Genomic DNA, 16,137 nt, shown 5'->3' with positions numbered 1-16,137 from the left:
AACGAATTTTTTCTCAAGTCAGCGACTGTTACAAAGAACTAAAATATTTAATATATGTTAGGTTGCATATGTGTTAATTCACCATTATTCTTTGCGCCCTAAGCCTAATGTCGAGGAATCTGTATCATGCCTTTAGTCTCTTGCCCCGTGTGTGAGAAACAAATCTCAAAACGCGCTCATGCATGTCCAGGATGCGGAGAGCCCGATCCGCTGCACCATCTAGCCAAATCAAAATTTATGTCGATGGTGTTTTGGATACTGGTGTTGGTTGGAACAGCGTATGCAGCATGGTTCTATGTTTTGCCTATGGTCATTGAATCATTGCGCTATCAGTAGTATTCAAACCGTCGTAGGTTGAGCTGCTAAAAAAATGCCGTAGAATGACCTCATACTTTTTGAGGAGACGATGTCGTGAAACTATTTTTTGCCTCAGACCTGCATGGCTCTTTGCCAGCAACTAAAGAAACCATTGATCTATTTTTGGCCTCTGGTGCGCACCACCTGATTTTGCTAGGAGATACGCTAAACCATGGGCCGCGAAACCCTATTCCAGAAGGCTACAACCCTCCACAGGTAGCAGACTTATTGAACCAATACAGTGATCAAATTATTTCTGTACGTGGCAACTGTGATAGTGAAGTGGACCAAATGCTATTGAAGTTTCCAATGATGATGGATTACTCATGGGTGCTACTTGAATCTGGCAAGAGAATCTTTTTGACTCATGGTCACTTGTACAACTCTGAAAAACGGCCGCCACTGCGTGAAGGTGATATCATCGCCCACGGTCATACACATGTTCCCGTCGCAGAGATGCAAGACGGAGCCATTATATTCAACCCAGGCTCGATGACATTCCCACGTAATGGCTTACCGAGAAGCTTTGGTACTCTAGAAGACAATAAGCTAACGGTAAAAACGCCAGAAGGCGAAGTATTAGCACAAACCATGATTTAACGGTTTTACTAAGTAAAAAAATAGGGAGCGAATTGCTCCCTATTTTGTGTCTGAATGTCCTAAATCGCGTTCTGGGTCGATAATGTCTCTAACGCGCTGTTTTAGCACCTTGGCTTCAGGAAAGCCGCTGTCTTTTTTCCGTTCCCAAATTTGTTGGCCATTACAGAAAATTTCGAAGCGACCACCTGTGTCTGGGTGTAACCTGATTGTTTCTAATTCTTCGCTAAAAGTATGCAGTAATTCTTGCGATAGCCAAGTTGAACGCAACATCCAGTTGCACTGGCGGCAGTAATAAATATCAATGATTGCTTTATCCATGAAACTTTCCTTTTAATCTTTTTAAACCAGCAACTTGATGCCCACGGCAAACGTGAGAATTTCGAATGCAACTTTAATCACTCTGTTACTGTATCGAGTCGCGGCCCATGCGCCTAAACTGCCGCCTAGAAATGAGCTTAACAATAAAACAGGCAGCCAAGCCCAGTGAATAGGGGCCCCTGCCTGTACGACGGCAATGCCTCCAATGCCATTCCAAAACAGGCCGACACAAATCATGGTGTAAGCAACGGCTTGTTTGTAGTTGTAACCAAACCAGCGCACCAAAAATAGTGTCACGAGCAAACCAGAACCTGCGGTAAGAGATCCGTTGATGATGCCGATAAACAGTAAGCCAATTCCACCAATAACCCAACCAATAGGATGACGGTTGCGTATTACTTCAGCTTGGCCTAGCGATGTCTTAAATCGCGAGTAGATACCTAGCGCTAGGATCATCGTACCGAGCATCTTTTCCGCGATACCATCAGGGATCTGTACAATTAAGTTAGCCCCTAAAATCACGCCAATACTACCGGACAAGATAAGGTAGAGCGCGATTTTCCATTTAATAGTGCCTGATCTTAAATGCGTGCTTGCTGCGCCTAAGCCTAAAGCGACCGAAGCCACTTTATGTGTGCCTAGCGCAACGGAGAACGGTAAGCCGAGAAAGATGAGTAAAGGGAATTGAAGCAAGCCTGCTCCGCCACCGGAAAGTGAAGCCAGCGTGTTGGCGATTAGTGAACCGAAAAAAAGGGTAAGGGTATCTAGCCAATCCATAAGCAAAACAAAGGGGGCGTCTTGCCCCCTTATCATCCAATCAAAATTAGTTTTTAAACAGTACCGAAGAACCGTGGTTCAAGCTAGTGAGCAATAGTGTTTTTTCGTTCACGACGTCAATACGACGACTTTGCTCCGCATCTAGCTTAAAAATTTGAGTAATCAAACGTAGCTGTGCTTCGGAAAAGTCTTTTGATTGAGAAGATGAAATATCTTTAAACTCCGAAGGCGAGACCAACAAATAGTTGTCACTTACTTCCCAGCGGCCTTTTTCCGAGATATTTATCGTTGATTCTGCGGTTGAACCTTGAGCGAATAGTTTGATATTTGCTACGCGAATATAGTCACCATTAGGGAGATATTTCACGTTTGATTCAACATTAACTCGGCGTAGTGGGCCGACAGTATCGTCAGGCAAGCTGTCTGTAATGACTGTCACCATGGTCGACTGCCATTCGTTTGCTGTGAGGAGCTGCTCCACTTTTAGGTCACTTCCCCAATACAACCAACTACTGAAAAGAACGGATACGGCCAAAACCGCAGATGCTAATTTAATCTTCATATTGGCCTCCTTTATTTGCAGATGTCTGTTGGATCGTTTTGACCTGCGAAAATACGCAGTGTTACGTTCTCGTAAGAGTGGTTACTGTCATGAATGTAGTTCAGAATCAGCTGGTTATTTTGTCCACCAGTGGCAATCACTTCAACTGGCAACGAGTCTTCTGCATGGTGCTTCACGTAGCGCTCAATGCATTGCTCTATTGAAGGCAACCAGTTGTTGATTTGAGGGTGATTTACAGGTGTCATTACTGGTACATTTTGATACTCACCAATCTGACGGAATTGGGATTCCGCAGGGTTCGTGAATAACAATACGCAAACAGGAAGCAGCAGAGACAAAAAGATAATGACACGCGGTAGCCAGTTAATCGTGTTAGATGCTGGCTTCGGCTGAGTTTTAGTCGGCTCTACTTGAGGCTCAAGATCAGCAGTAGTATCGGTCACTATCTCTGTTGGTGGTGTATCGCTCGCTTCTAACTCCACTGCTGGCGCTTCGTGTTCAGAAGCGGTTTCTTCAACGTCAGTGTTAGAGTCAGTAGAAAATGGGCTCAAGCGTTCCACTGAACAAATGAGTTGGTAGCCACGTTTAGGTACCGTTTTAACAAACTCTGGAGATTTTGTTGAATCCTTCAACATCTTACGCAGAGTAGAAATCGCTTGAGTCAGGCTTGAGTCATCCACCTCAAAACCTTGCTCACGCCAAACAAACTCGTGAAGCTCGTTACGGGTTAAAACTTCGTTTGGTCTCTCTGCCAACATCAGAAGTATACGGCTTTCGTTGCTTCCTAATCGTACAACGTCGTTGCCGTTTTGTTGGTCAGCGAGCGAATTACTATTTGGATCAAAGGTGAACCTTTGAGCAAGTAGAAATTTGGTGCCAATGTTAGTCATTTAGTTCTTCTTAGATGGATGATGTTGTAATTATGGTGATTTATGTCACAAAATTACCGGGGCGCTTGGAGTGCGCACGACATTTTAGATGCTTTTAGACGGGTAGGATAATTAAAATTTTCTAAAAAAACACCGTTTTTAGCAATATTGACCTTGAATTTACATTTGTCAGCCACATGTTAAATGACATCTCGGTAAGGTGATTTCAAGGGGAAAGTCACAAACTTGTCCCTATGAAAAAGCCAATTAGTTTAGATGTTATGGAGCACACATGAGCGAAACCGTATCTCAAAATAAAGAAACTCGTGGTTTTCAATCAGAAGTAAAACAACTACTGCATTTAATGATCCATTCTCTTTATTCAAATAAAGAGATCTTTTTGCGCGAGCTGATCTCTAACGCATCAGATGCATCAGACAAACTGCGCTTTCAGGCGTTATCTAACCCAGATCTATACGAAGGTAATGCAGACCTTTGCGTGAAACTGTCGTTTGATGAAAGCGCAAATACCTTAACCATTTCTGATAACGGTATCGGTATGAGCCGTGATGATGTGATTGAGCACTTAGGAACAATCGCAAAATCTGGAACAGCCGAGTTTTTCTCAAAGCTATCTGAAGAGCAGAGCAAAGACTCTCAGCTTATTGGTCAGTTTGGTGTTGGTTTCTACTCGGCATTTATCGTTGCTGACGCCGTTACCGTGCGCACTCGCGCTGCGGGTCTAGCCGCTGATGAAGCGGTACAATGGCACTCAGCGGGTGAAGGTGAGTACACCATCGAAAACATTACCAAAGAGTCACGTGGTACCGACATCATTCTTCATATGCGTGAAGAGGGTAAAGAGTTTTTGAATGAGTGGCGTCTACGTGACGTTATCAGTAAGTACTCTGATCACATCGGCATTCCTGTTTCAATCCAAACTGTTGTTCGTGATGACGAAGGCAAGGAAACGGATGAGAAGAAGTGGGAGCAAATCAACAAAGCCCAAGCACTGTGGACGCGTAACAAATCTGATATTTCAGAAGAAGAGTATCAAGAGTTCTACAAGCACGTATCACATGACTTTGCCGATCCCTTGGTCTGGAGTCATAACCGTGTAGAAGGTAAAAACGACTACACGAGCTTACTATACATCCCATCGAAAGCACCTTGGGATATGATGAACCGCGACCACAAATCAGGCTTGAAACTGTACGTACAGCGCGTATTCATTATGGACGATGCAGAGCAATTTATGCCGTCATACTTACGCTTCGTACGTGGTTTAATAGACTCAAACGATTTACCGCTAAACGTATCGCGTGAGATCTTACAGGACAATAAAGTGACTCAGTCTCTACGTAATGCTTGTACTAAGCGCGTGCTAACGATGCTCGAGCGTATGGCCAAGAATGACGAAGAGAAATACCAATCATTCTGGAAAGAGTTTGGTCTTGTGATGAAAGAGGGCCCTGCGGAGGACTTTGCAAACAAAGAGAAAGTTGCAGGTTTATTGCGCTTTGCCTCAACTGAAGTGGACTCTTCTGAGCAAACTGTGGGCTTGGCGTCTTACGTTGAGCGCATGAAAGAAGGTCAAGATAAGATCTACTACTTGACGGCAGACAGCTATGCAGCTGCGAAAAACAGCCCTCACTTAGAACAGTTCAAAGCGAAAGGCATTGAAGTTATTTTGATGTACGACCGCATTGATGAGTGGCTGATGAACTACTTAACTGAGTTTGATGGTAAACAGTTCCAGTCAATCACTAAAGCTGGGCTTGATCTAAGTCAGTTTGAAGATGAAGCAGAAAAAGAGAAGCAAAAAGAAACCGAAGAAGAGTTTAAGTCGGTTGTAGAGCGCACGAAGTCTTACCTAGGCGATCGTGTGAAAGAAGTTCGTACGACCTTCAAACTCGCATCTACGCCTGCTGTTGTGGTAACGGACGATTACGAAATGGGCACTCAAATGGCGAAGCTTCTTGCGGCAGCTGGTCAAGCTGTGCCGGAAGTGAAATACATCTTTGAGCTAAACCCTGAGCACGAATTGGTTAAGCGTATGGCTGACGAAGCCGATGAAGAAGCGTTTGGTCGCTGGGTTGAAGTTCTGCTTGGTCAGGCAATGCTAGCGGAGCGAGGCTCTATTGAGGATCCAACAGAGTTCTTAGGAGCCGTTAATCAACTTTTGACTAAGGTGTAATAACCTCTGCAAATCAAAAAGCTCGCATTTCGCGAGCTTTTTGTTTGTTGTCGCAAAATTTTGCATCTCAAGTGCTGAGTTAATAATCAATAGGGCGTGAAAGAGGGTACTGTTAACATTCTTTAGTCTTAATACACTCTTTGCTCAGAGAACCTGTGATAGAATCTGCGACTTGAATGTGAGTAATAAGGCGTGTATTTTTGCTCGCCTATATACGTTATACCGAAACTTATCGTTGCAGGTGCTTCTCAGGTTTGATGTCTAAGAGGTCAGATATTGTGAGCTTCGGTATAAATCTTAAATATTAAAGAGGATAAATCATGCGCATCATTCTTCTAGGTGCTCCAGGTGCAGGTAAAGGCACACAAGCAAACTTCATCATGGAAAAATACGGTATTCCACAAATCTCTACTGGTGATATGCTTCGTGCTGCTATCAAAGCAGGTACAGAGCTTGGTAAACAAGCTAAAGCTGTTATTGACGCTGGTCAGCTAGTTTCTGATGAAATCATCCTTGGTCTTATCAAAGAGCGTATCGCTCAAGAAGACTGTGCAAACGGTTTCCTACTAGATGGTTTCCCACGTACTATCCCTCAAGCTGACGGCCTAAAAGAAATGGGCGTAGACGTAGACTACGTTATCGAATTTGACGTTGCAGACGATGTAATTGTTGAGCGTATGGCTGGTCGTCGTGCTCACCTTCCTTCTGGTCGTACTTACCACGTGGTTTACAACCCGCCTAAAGTGGAAGGTAAAGATGATGTAACTGGTGAAGATCTTGTTGTTCGTGATGACGACAAAGAAGAAACAGTACGTGCTCGTCTAGGTGTTTACCACGAGCAAACTGCACCGCTAATCAACTACTACGGCAAAGAAGCTGAAGCAGGCAAGACTAAGTACCTTAAGTTTGATGGTACTAAGCAAGTAGCTGAAGTTAGTGCGGATATCGAGAAAGCACTATCTTAATTTGCTGAAGTCAAAAATTTAATATTTTGATATATTGAAAGCGGCCCAAGTGGTCGCTTTTTTTAGTTTACTCGTAAACATATATCTAATTAACTTCAGCTCGGCTATTCGTTACTTCGAGGTTACTTAAATATATGAACCAAGCCGTTTACCATGAATAGGATGTTATGAAAGAGAATAATAAACAGGGTGTACTCCTAGTTAACCTGGGAACTCCTGACGCACCAACCGCTCCTGCCGTAAAGCGCTTTTTAAGTCAGTTTCTTCATGATCACCGAGTGGTAGACATGACTCGATGGCTTTGGTGTCCACTATTGCACGGCGTTATCCTTCCTATCCGAGCTCCTAAAGTTGCCAAACTCTATCAATCAGTATGGATGGAAGAGGGCTCGCCGTTGATGGTGTACTCTCAACGCCAAACGGAAAAGTTAGCACAAAAGCTTGATATACCTGTAGAACTTGGTATGACGTATGGTAACCCAAGTTTGCAATCAGGCTTTGAAGCCCTATTGGCGCAAGGCGTTGATGAAGTCATTGTTTTACCTTTGTATCCGCAATACTCGGGCACAACAACGGCAGCGGTTTCTGACGGAATCACTAAAGCATTTAAAAACCTGCCGGTGATGCCAGGCTTTAGCTTTATTCGTGATTATTACAATCACCCGAAATATATTGAAGCGTTAGCGCATTCAGTTCGTGAACATTGGCAAAAGAATGGTCAGGGAGATTACCTGCTGTGTTCTTATCATGGTATTCCAAAACGCTATGCTGACAATGGTGATGTTTACCCACAGCATTGTGAAGAGACGACTCGCTTGCTTGGGGAAGCGTTAGGTTTAAGCGAACAACAAATTGGCATGACGTATCAGTCCCGATTTGGGAGAGAAGAGTGGCTTCAACCTTATACCGATAAGACCCTAGAGGCACTTCCTGCAAAGGGTGTGAAAAATATTAATGTTGTGACCCCTGCATTTTCGTCAGATTGTTTAGAGACGTTGGAAGAGATCTCGGAAGAGTGTAAAGAGATTTTCCTTGAAGCTGGTGGCGAAAACTTTACCTACATCCCTTGTTTGAACGATAGTGAACTTCATATCGAGATGATGGTTGAGTTAGTTCAATCTAAACTTTAGATACAAAAAAGGGTCGCAATAGCGACCCTTTCTACGTTTAGTTGAGCGATCAAGCAACTTGTACTTGCTGCTCTTCTACTTGCTCTGCCGTGCTGTGCGTATTTTCAGCGCCATGCATCCAGCGAACGAGTGTATTAGAGAATAGGAGCAAAATTACGCCACTTACGGTTGCGCTGACCGCAATACCACTAAAGATAGCCATAGCGCCTAACTCGCCTACGTGAGAGCCCACATAGCCCGCAACATAGTTAGCAATCGCATTACAGCCAAACCATGCACCCATCATAAGTGAAGCTAAGCGAAGCGGTGCTAATTTAGTCACCAATGAAAGACCAATTGGTGATAAACACAGCTCGCCTAATGTGTGGAAGAAGAAAGCGCCGACCAACCATAACATCGATGTTTTTACTGTTGTATCTCCACCTTGTTCTAGCACTGCGCCAACCATACAAAGGAAACCAATCGCCAAGAAAAATAGTGCCATCGCAAATTTCACTGGCGAAGTAGGTTCACGTTTACCCAATTTTACCCAAAGGACAGCCAGAACTGGCGCTAGAGTAATAATGAAAAATGGGTTTAGTGATTGGAACCACGCAGCAGGAACTTCGAAACCACCAATCATGCGATCAGTATATTGTTGAGTGTAGATGTTCATCAGGCCACCTGCTTGTTCAAAGCCTGCCCAGAAGACAATAGTGAATAAGCTCATGACCAGAATTACTTTTAGTCGATTCACTTCTTCTTTGGTGAGTGGCTGCTTCGTGGTGGCGTTTTTGTTATTTAGATCTCGTTTCGCCGCTGGTTCGCGACCAATATCACCAAGCCATGATTGAGCCAGTACCATTTGCATCACTAGGCTAACCAGCATACCCACACCAGCGGCAACAAAGCCTGCTTTCCAACCGTAAGAGGTTGTCACAGAGCCAGAAACGACGCCGGCAAGTAATGCACCTAAGTTGATACCCATATAAAAGATAGTGAATGCGCCGTCACGACGGTTGTCACCTTCTTGATAAAGGTCGCCAACCATGGTTGAGATATTTGGCTTAAAGAGACCGTTACCAGTGATAAGTAGGCCAAGACCTAAATAGAAACTGTGTAGCGAACCAATACCTAAAGCATCAGCAGGAAGTGCAAGAGTAAACTGGCCGATGGCCATTAACGCGCCACCAAGCAAAATTGAGCGACGTTGACCTAAATAGTTATCTGCTAGGTAACCACCGATAAGAGGCGTGATATACACAAGCCCTGTGTATATGCCGTATAGGTCTAATGCGTCTTTGGTTGACCAGCCAAGGCCGCCATTCATTGTTGTATCAGTAAGGTAAAGCACGAGAATGGCACGCATTGCGTAGTAAGAAAAGCGTTCCCACAGTTCAGTACCGAACAATAAGAACAGGCCACGTGGATGACCAAAATATTGATGTTGGTTTGACATAAGCTCTTCTAATAATAGTTATTACATTTTTTAACGACTTCTACGTATACAATGCAATTCAACGAGTGACAAATAATAAAATTTTGCCATTCAACTATTTTTGTTTGTTAAGTGGCTGTTTTTGGTTGGATTTGCAGATTATATGATGGTGTATTGGTTGTGTTACAAACTTAATTTCCATTTTTGCCTATGGACTTCTTTATCGTAAGTTGCTGAAAAATTTCGTTAATGCGAGCGATGTATAATCATACTTTTATAGATAAACTGAATATCAATGACTCAACTTTGGCTTAATGCTAGGATAAAAACAAAATAGAATTGGCTAGTAAAAAGATGAAACGTTGGTATCTACTTTATTGTAAACGTGGGGAGCAGGTTAGGGCGAAACAACACCTTGAAAACCAAGGTGTAGAGTGCTTTTATCCAACTGTAGAAGTTGAGAAGATTTTGCGCGGGAAAAGACAAAAAGTCGAGGAACCGCTGTTTCCTTGTTACGTATTCGCTTACTTTGATTATGAGCAAGGGCCAAACTTCACCTCAGTCCGCTCTACTCGAGGTGTTGTTGACTTTGTGCGTTTTGGTGCTCAACCGAAAGAAGTTCAAGGTGACTTGGTCTTCGAATTGATGCAGCTAGAAAAGTGTTGTAATGACAATACCGTTTCTGAATGCATGCCAAAACCAGGCGATCAAATTAGAGTTAAAAGCGGTCAATTTGCGGGCATAGATGCCATCTTCCAAGAACAAGATGGTGAGAAACGCTCAATTATGCTAGTTCAGATGATCACCAAGCGTGTTCCTGTCAGCATAGACAATAGTGATTTAGATTTAAAATAGCCTAATTCCATCAAACATAAAAAGAGGTGCAAAAGCACCTCTTTTTGATCGTATCTAATTGATCGTATCTAATTTTTTGTCTGTTTTAAAAGGGTTGGACGAACCAACCCTTATCTTTATCGTAGAGAATTAGTATGAATCGTTGTGAACGGTCTGTACTGCACGACCTGATGGGTCAACACAGTTTTGGAACGATTCATCCCATTCAATCGCCTTCGCTGAAGAACACGCTACTGAAGGGCCTCCTGGTACACACTCTGCTGCTGATGGAAGTGGGAATAACTCTTCAAAGATTTCACGGTACACGTAGCCTTCTTTTGTCGTTGGTGTGTTGTATGGGAATCGATATTGAGCTGTTTCCATCTGCTGGTCTGTCACTTTCTGTTCTGCTACTTCTTTCAGCGTATCGATCCAGCTGTAGCCAACGCCATCAGAGAATTGCTCTTTTTGACGCCATGCGATCGATTCTGGCAGGTAGTGCTCGAAGCACTCACGAAGGATGTGTTTCTCCATTTTACCGTTGCCACACATCTTGTCTGCTGGGTTCAAGCGCATTGCTACATCTATGAACTCTTTATCTAGGAAAGGTACGCGTCCTTCAACTCCCCATGCTGCCAGCGACTTGTTAGCACGAGCACAGTCGAACATGTTCAGAGCAAGCAGTTTACGCACTGTCTCCTCGTGGAACTCTTTCGCGTTTGGCGCCTTGTGGAAGTAAAGGTAGCCACCAAAGATTTCGTCAGCGCCCTCACCAGACAATACCATCTTGATACCCATCGCTTTGATCTTACGACCCATTAAGAACATAGGTGTTGATGCGCGGATAGTCGTCACGTCATACGTTTCAATGTGGTAAATCACGTCACGAATCGCGTCCAAACCTTCTTGAATCGTGTACGTCATTTCGTGGTGAACGGTACCAATTTGGTCGGCAACTTCGCGAGCTGCTTTCAGGTCAGGCGCGCCTTCTAGGCCAACAGCAAAAGAGTGCAGTTGAGGCCACCAAGCTTCAGACTTTTCATCATCTTCAATACGCATCGCTGCAAAGCGTTTTGCTACCGCAGATGTAATAGAAGAATCTAGACCACCTGAAAGAAGCACACCGTAAGGCACGTCAGTCATTAGTTGGCGTTTAACAGCCGCTTCTAGCGCTTCCGTCAATTCTTCTTTGCTAGTGCTGTTACCTTGTACTGCTGCGTACTCGTTCCAGTCACGAACATAGTAACGTGTTGGCTGAGTATCTTTAGAGCTGTAGTAGCTACCAGGAGGGAATTCACTTACTGTTTTACATACTGGAACAAGAGCCTTCATCTCTGATGCCACATAGTAGTTACCATGCTCATCGTGACCTTGATAAAGAGGGATAATACCAATATGGTCACGGCCGACTAAATACTCATCTTTTTCTTCGTCGTAGAGCACGAAAGCGAAAATACCGTTTAGTTCTTCAAGGAGATCTGCACCCATATCTTGGTAAAGTGCAAGAATGACTTCACAGTCTGAATCGGTTTGAAATTCGTACTTTCCTTCGTAACGAGCACGAATTTCTTTATGGTTGTAGATTTCACCATTGACGGCAAGGATGAGCTTCTTATCAGGGCTGTATAGCGGCTGTGCACCACTATTTAGACCAACAATCGCCAAGCGCTCGTGCGCTAAAATAGCACGCTCTGAAGAGTAAATCCCAGACCAGTCTGGGCCACGGTGACGAAGTTTTTTCGACATCTCTAATGCGATAGGGCGCAATGCGGCTGCATCGCTTTTAATGTCTAAAATGCCAAATACTGAACACATACTACATCCTTACTAAACTAAACAATTTCTAATCGGTATGGTTTAAATTTGCCATTACTAATAAAAAAAGCAACGTTTTGTGATTAAAAAAATGATAAAAGGCCTTGTTGTATGGAAAATATTTAACTCAACCGTTGTTTTGGTGAATGAGATCAAGGTTTGGTATAAAAACTATACAAAAAAGGCTTTCTATCAATAGAAAGCCTTCCGAAAAATATCAGTGCTGTTGCTTATTTAATTGGTGTGAATTTAGGTTGAAGTTGTTTACAGACGTGTCGAGCAAAACCGCTACCAGCTTCACTATAAATATTGAATGCTGCGTCAACGCCATTTTCAAGTAAGCCTTCCAATTGATCTGGGTATTCGGCGATAGCGGCAATTTGCCCCTTATATTTTCTGCGTTTAAGCTGCTCAAGTGCTGTTTGGTTACCTTGATGATGTGGCATTGCAAGCAGAACCAGTTTTACATGACCTGTATCTAAAATTCGCTCCCAGAAATCCGGGTCGGTGGCATCACCAGAAATCACATTTCTTCCTTCTGAACGATGATGATGTGCAGCGTCTTCACGAATTTCTATACCCAATGAAATTTTGCCATAGCGTGAACGTAGCTCATCATAAGCGCCCGTTCCAATACGCCCCATACCTAAGATCAATACTTGGGCATGACCTGGGTTGATGAGTTGGTCGCGTTGATTGAGCTTTTCTACCGCTGTCTCTTGCAGCCACTTACCTGAATGTTGATAAATTTTATGGCTAAGGCGGTTAAGTGGCGCGGAAATTACAAAGGATACCGACACCGCAACCGCAATCGCAGCAAGCATATCACTTGGCATCCAGCCCATTTTATAGGCCAACCCAGCAACAATAAGACCAAACTCACTGTAGTTAAATAGTGATAAAGAGGCGAGCAAAGAGGTACGTACTCGAAACTTAAAATGATTAATAGTGACGAAGTACAAGAGTCCTTTGATTGGTAGCAGTAAGATAAATAGCAGGGCGAGAACGACGCCATTCACGCTCAATGAGGCGGATAAACCAATGTTCAAAAAGAAGCAGACTAAAAAGAGCTCCTTCATATTGAATAATGACTTGGATAGTTCTGAGGCTTTTGGGTGACCTGTGAGTAGCATGCCTAAAATTAGCGCGCCCAAGTCTGGTTTCATCCCGACCAACTCGAATAGCCCAGCACCGACAACAAGCGCGAAGAAAATACCGAATAGCACCAGCATTTCGCCGTGGCCAACTTTATCGAGCAGCTTATAGAATAGGGAACGAAGGAAAGGCAGTGCGAACAAACCGATGGCATACCATTCTGGGACTTTTCCGGTTGAAGCAGTCAGGAATACTACGGCAAAAATATCTTGCATAACCAAGATACCGATCGCGAGTGTGCCGTAGGTCGCGTTCATTTCGCCCTTTTCTTGCAATGCTTTTACGGCAAAAACGGTACTAGAGAACGATAGTGCAAAAGCTAAAAGCAGGATTTGGCTGCCGTCCATACTGGCTAGCGAAGTCAAGCCCAGTAGTTTTAAGCCGGATAACGCTAGGGCAAAAAAAGCGGTAGAGAGTATGTTGTGGGCGGTTGCCCCTCCCCATATTTCTTTGGACAGCAGGGTTTTTACATCGAGTTTGAGTCCAATAGTAAACAGAAGAAGAGTAACACCAAGATCTGCGAGAGTGACAATAACGTCATTGCTTTGGTAACCAAATGCATGCAAGCCAAATCCAGCTAGTAGAAAACCAACGAGGGGAGGGAGGCTGCATTTAAGCGCAATAAAACCAGCTAAAAAAGCGGCTGTAATTAGAATAATTTCCATACTGTTGAGCTGTATTCCTGATATACAAAAACGGGCTGTGAAAACACAGCCCGAGATTGTAACTCAATTGGTTGTATAAACTTAGTCTTCCAGTAACTTTTGTAACAAAACTCCGTTTAGCATAGCGCGTTTAATCATCGCAAATGCGCCCATCGTTGGCTGCTTATCAATGTGAGAAGCCACGATAGGGAGGTCGTTATGGAAAGTTTTAAGAGATTGATTCTCTACGTTGCGTTGAATTGCAGGGAAAACAATATCTTGTGCTGCAGTAATATCGCCAGCAATTACAATTTTCTGTGGATTAAATAAGTTAACCGTAATCGCAATCGCTTTACCTAGCTGGTTGCCCACTCGCACTAAACTCTGTTTCGCAAGTTCATCACCATTCATTGCGTGCTGACATACCGCTTCAATTGTGATGTTTTCAAGGTCGGTTAAGCTTGATTCGTATCCTTGAGTAATCAGTTGCTTCACTCGTTGAATAATCGCTGGGTTTGCAGCTACGGTTTCTAAACAGCCAAAGTTTCCACATTGGCATTGCTCACCAAGCGGGTCAATTTGGATATGACCAATTTCACCGACGTTGCGGTTAAAACCAAGAAAAACCTGGCCGTTAACGATAATACCTGCGCCAGTACCGCGGTGGACGCTAACCAAAATAGAATCCTGGCAGTCTTGGCTTGCTCCAAAGTAGTGCTCAGCCAACGCCATGCCACGTACGTCGTTGCCAACAAAGCATGCTGTATTAAACTTCTCTCCAACAATTTCACCGAGAGCAAGATTATCGATATCGGTATTAGGCATGTATTCGACCACGCCAGTTGTTGGGTTAACAAGGCCCGGTAAAGTGATGCCGATAGCGATGAGTTGATCAATTTTGTCTTCGCAACGGCTTACGAAATCTTTTAATAAATCGATAAGTCCTGCGATTAAGTCTGCTTGGTTAGTGTAGTGCAGTTCATGCTGATCTTCTGCCAGCGCGGTACCACCTAAATCGTATAAACTGAACTGTACGTAATCTCGACCTAAGCGAACGGCAATCGAATGAAAAGGTTTGACTTCAGTAGTCAAAGAGATCGCACGACGACCACCAGTTGAAGCTTGTTGGGCGACCTCCTTAATAAGGCCGCGCTCTAAAAGTTGGCGGGTTATTTTGGTAACACTAGCAGGCGCGAGCTGACTCACGTCCGCGACTTGAATACGGGAGATAGGACCTTGCTGATCAATCAGCCTATATACCGCAGCGCTGTTAAGCTGTTTTACTAAATCTACATTACCAATCTGTCCGCCATTCATGCTTAATTTTGCTCGTATTGTCCGTTAACAACCGTCGCTTTTACTTTAAAGTCACGATCGAAAATAGTCAGGTTTGCAACCATCCCTTTTCGAACTCGGCCAAGGCGATCCTCAACACCAATTGCTGTTGCTGGGTATAACGTGGCCATTCGTAGAGCTTCGTCTAAAGCGATCCCCGCGTGCTCAACTGAATTCTGAACTGCTTCAATCATTGTCAAAGCTGAGCCGCCTAGCGTGCCATTTTCATCAACACACTTACCATCTCGGTAATATACTTTCTTACCGACAAAAATAAAGTGATCAATGTTAGCACCTGCTGGAGCTGTGGCATCCGTCACCAAAACAAGCTTTTCACCTTTGATTTTATGAGCAATTCGGATGTTTGCGTAGTCGACGTGAAAACCATCAGCAATAATGCCAGCATAAACGTCAGGAGTATCGTAAATTGCACCAACAACTCCTGGTTCACGACCAACCATTGGTGTCATTGCATTAAAGAGGTGTGTAGCAAAAGTAATGCCTGCTTCAAAGCTTTTACGTGCTTCGGCGTAGGTTGCATTTGTGTGGCCAATTGAAACCACGATGCCAGCAGCCTTTAATCGCGCAATATGCTCTGGGTCGTTATGCTCAGGTGCTAGTGTTACTTTCGCTACGATATCGGCGTTTGCGCAGATAAGGTCGATCATGCTTTCGTCTGATGGGCGAATAAAATCGACGTTATGGATGCCTTTTTTCGCGACGTTAAGGTAAGGACCTTCGAGGTGTAAACCAAGCGATTGATTTTGATATTTGTTGTGGTACTCACGAGCTGCGGCAATTGCAGTTCGCATATCTTCATCAGATGATGTAATGAGTGTTGGCAGGAAGCTAGTACAGCCAGATTTGAGGTTTGCCTGGTGCATGATTTGCATGGTTTCAGGGGTAATTGCATCGTTTAGCATTACACCGCCACAACCGTTCAACTGCAGATCGATAAAGCCTGGACTTAGATTAGCGCCTGCAAGGTCTTTTACTTCGATGCTTTGAGGTAGCTCAGAAACCGGCACAATAGATTGAATAAGATCGTTTTCGATGATGACCGCATGATCGGTAAGAACATCACTACCGGTATAAATTTTACAGTTACTTAGCGCGTACATAGTCAGCTAGTCCTTATAGATGAGAATTCAATTTCTATATC

General features: G+C 43.8%; 15 protein-coding genes. 6 read left to right on the top strand and 9 right to left on the bottom strand.

Annotated elements, in window-relative coordinates; genetic code table 11:
• Window positions 1-126 precede the first annotated feature (126 nt).
• Window positions 127-336 (top strand): hypothetical protein, encoded by a 210-nt coding sequence (locus R7Z10_RS13540; RefSeq protein ID WP_005382086.1) that lies wholly within the window; start codon window positions 127-129, stop codon window positions 334-336.
• A 75-nt stretch (window positions 337-411) separates the two neighbouring features.
• Complete coding sequence (yfcE, locus tag R7Z10_RS13535) at window positions 412-957, top strand: phosphodiesterase (RefSeq protein ID WP_005389637.1); 546 nt, start codon at window positions 412-414, stop codon at window positions 955-957.
• A 39-nt stretch (window positions 958-996) separates the two neighbouring features.
• Here yfcE and R7Z10_RS13530 read toward each other — a convergent pair whose 3' ends face one another.
• The 4 genes from R7Z10_RS13530 to R7Z10_RS13515 are packed head-to-tail and all read right to left on the bottom strand — an operon-like array spanning window position 997 to window position 3,504.
• Complete coding sequence (locus tag R7Z10_RS13530) at window positions 997-1,275, bottom strand: SelT/SelW/SelH family protein (RefSeq protein ID WP_318105045.1); 279 nt, start codon at window positions 1,273-1,275, stop codon at window positions 997-999.
• Between the two features lie 21 nt (window positions 1,276-1,296).
• On the bottom strand, window positions 1,297-2,052 hold the full coding sequence (locus tag R7Z10_RS13525) for a sulfite exporter TauE/SafE family protein (protein WP_315956901.1): 756 nt from the start codon (window positions 2,050-2,052) through the stop codon (window positions 1,297-1,299).
• 46 nt (window positions 2,053-2,098) lie between these two features.
• Window positions 2,099-2,614 (bottom strand): transmembrane regulator ToxS, encoded by a 516-nt coding sequence (gene toxS / locus R7Z10_RS13520; protein WP_005382091.1) that lies wholly within the window; start codon window positions 2,612-2,614, stop codon window positions 2,099-2,101.
• A gap of 11 nt (window positions 2,615-2,625) precedes the next feature.
• Window positions 2,626-3,504: a transcriptional regulator gene (locus tag R7Z10_RS13515; RefSeq protein ID WP_017819958.1), complete on the bottom strand. Its 879-nt coding sequence runs from the start codon at window positions 3,502-3,504 to the stop codon at window positions 2,626-2,628.
• A gap of 271 nt (window positions 3,505-3,775) precedes the next feature.
• On the opposite strand from R7Z10_RS13515, the gene htpG reads away from it, so the two are divergent.
• The 3 genes from htpG (at window position 3,776) to hemH (ending at window position 7,775) form a co-directional block, all read left to right on the top strand.
• A complete protein-coding gene (gene htpG / locus R7Z10_RS13510) occupies window positions 3,776-5,680 on the top strand; it encodes a molecular chaperone HtpG (RefSeq protein WP_017819957.1) in 1,905 nt (634 codons plus the stop codon).
• A gap of 320 nt (window positions 5,681-6,000) precedes the next feature.
• Window positions 6,001-6,645 carry an adenylate kinase gene (gene adk / locus R7Z10_RS13505; protein WP_005382094.1) on the top strand — a complete coding sequence of 215 codons (645 nt, stop codon included), beginning with the start codon at window positions 6,001-6,003 and terminating at the stop codon, window positions 6,643-6,645.
• Window positions 6,646-6,812: 167 nt separating this feature from the next.
• A complete protein-coding gene (gene hemH, locus R7Z10_RS13500; protein ID WP_213893637.1) occupies window positions 6,813-7,775 on the top strand; it encodes a ferrochelatase in 963 nt (320 codons plus the stop codon).
• Between the two features lie 49 nt (window positions 7,776-7,824).
• Here hemH and R7Z10_RS13495 read toward each other — a convergent pair whose 3' ends face one another.
• Window positions 7,825-9,213 (bottom strand): peptide MFS transporter, encoded by a 1,389-nt coding sequence (locus R7Z10_RS13495; RefSeq protein WP_005382097.1) that lies wholly within the window; start codon window positions 9,211-9,213, stop codon window positions 7,825-7,827.
• A 333-nt stretch (window positions 9,214-9,546) separates the two neighbouring features.
• Here R7Z10_RS13495 and rfaH point away from each other — a divergent pair, with 333 nt between their 5' ends.
• Complete coding sequence (gene rfaH / locus R7Z10_RS13490) at window positions 9,547-10,047, top strand: transcription/translation regulatory transformer protein RfaH (RefSeq protein WP_005382098.1); 501 nt, start codon at window positions 9,547-9,549, stop codon at window positions 10,045-10,047.
• A gap of 129 nt (window positions 10,048-10,176) precedes the next feature.
• Here the strand turns inward: rfaH and asnB are convergent, their stop codons facing one another.
• The 4 genes from asnB to nagA form a co-directional block, all read right to left on the bottom strand.
• Window positions 10,177-11,841 (bottom strand): asparagine synthase B, encoded by a 1,665-nt coding sequence (gene asnB / locus R7Z10_RS13485; RefSeq protein WP_005382100.1) that lies wholly within the window; start codon window positions 11,839-11,841, stop codon window positions 10,177-10,179.
• 230 nt (window positions 11,842-12,071) lie between these two features.
• The gene (locus tag R7Z10_RS13480) at window positions 12,072-13,661 is read right to left on the bottom strand and encodes a cation:proton antiporter family protein (protein WP_005382102.1); all 1,590 of its coding nucleotides are present in this window, start codon (window positions 13,659-13,661) and stop codon (window positions 12,072-12,074) included.
• A gap of 81 nt (window positions 13,662-13,742) precedes the next feature.
• On the bottom strand, window positions 13,743-14,957 hold the full coding sequence (locus tag R7Z10_RS13475; protein ID WP_005382105.1) for an ROK family protein: 1,215 nt from the start codon (window positions 14,955-14,957) through the stop codon (window positions 13,743-13,745).
• Between the two features lie 2 nt (window positions 14,958-14,959).
• Window positions 14,960-16,096, bottom strand: a complete 1,137-nt coding sequence (nagA, locus tag R7Z10_RS13470; protein WP_005384983.1) for an N-acetylglucosamine-6-phosphate deacetylase — start codon at window positions 16,094-16,096, stop codon at window positions 14,960-14,962.
• Window positions 16,097-16,137: the final 41 nt, after the last annotated feature.

Origin of the sequence: Vibrio sp. Vb1018 (genome assembly GCF_033338775.1) — a bacterium.
Classification (GTDB): Bacteria; Pseudomonadota; Gammaproteobacteria; order Enterobacterales; family Vibrionaceae; genus Vibrio; species Vibrio alginolyticus.
The sequence above is the reverse complement of the archived record's forward strand: the minus strand, read 5'-3'. Positions and strand labels throughout refer to the sequence as shown.

Bases quoted from the DNA above. Each gene is read 5' to 3' on its own strand.
- R7Z10_RS13540 (WP_005382086.1), top strand. From the start codon at position 127: ATGCCTTTAGTCTCTTGCCCCGTGTGTGAGAAACAAATCTCAAAACGC.
- R7Z10_RS13530 (WP_318105045.1), bottom strand. From the start codon at position 1,275: ATGGATAAAGCAATCATTGATATTTATTACTGCCGCCAGTGCAACTGG.
- R7Z10_RS13525 (WP_315956901.1), bottom strand. From the start codon at position 2,052: ATGGATTGGCTAGATACCCTTACCCTTTTTTTCGGTTCACTAATCGCC.
- toxS (WP_005382091.1), bottom strand. From the start codon at position 2,614: ATGAAGATTAAATTAGCATCTGCGGTTTTGGCCGTATCCGTTCTTTTC.
- R7Z10_RS13515 (WP_017819958.1), bottom strand. From the start codon at position 3,504: ATGACTAACATTGGCACCAAATTTCTACTTGCTCAAAGGTTCACCTTT.
- htpG (WP_017819957.1), top strand. From the start codon at position 3,776: ATGAGCGAAACCGTATCTCAAAATAAAGAAACTCGTGGTTTTCAATCA.
- adk (WP_005382094.1), top strand. From the start codon at position 6,001: ATGCGCATCATTCTTCTAGGTGCTCCAGGTGCAGGTAAAGGCACACAA.
- hemH (WP_213893637.1), top strand. From the start codon at position 6,813: ATGAAAGAGAATAATAAACAGGGTGTACTCCTAGTTAACCTGGGAACT.
- R7Z10_RS13495 (WP_005382097.1), bottom strand. From the start codon at position 9,213: ATGTCAAACCAACATCAATATTTTGGTCATCCACGTGGCCTGTTCTTA.
- rfaH (WP_005382098.1), top strand. From the start codon at position 9,547: ATGAAACGTTGGTATCTACTTTATTGTAAACGTGGGGAGCAGGTTAGG.
- asnB (WP_005382100.1), bottom strand. From the start codon at position 11,841: ATGTGTTCAGTATTTGGCATTTTAGACATTAAAAGCGATGCAGCCGCA.
- R7Z10_RS13480 (WP_005382102.1), bottom strand. From the start codon at position 13,661: ATGGAAATTATTCTAATTACAGCCGCTTTTTTAGCTGGTTTTATTGCG.
- R7Z10_RS13475 (WP_005382105.1), bottom strand. From the start codon at position 14,957: ATGAATGGCGGACAGATTGGTAATGTAGATTTAGTAAAACAGCTTAAC.
- nagA (WP_005384983.1), bottom strand. From the start codon at position 16,096: ATGTACGCGCTAAGTAACTGTAAAATTTATACCGGTAGTGATGTTCTT.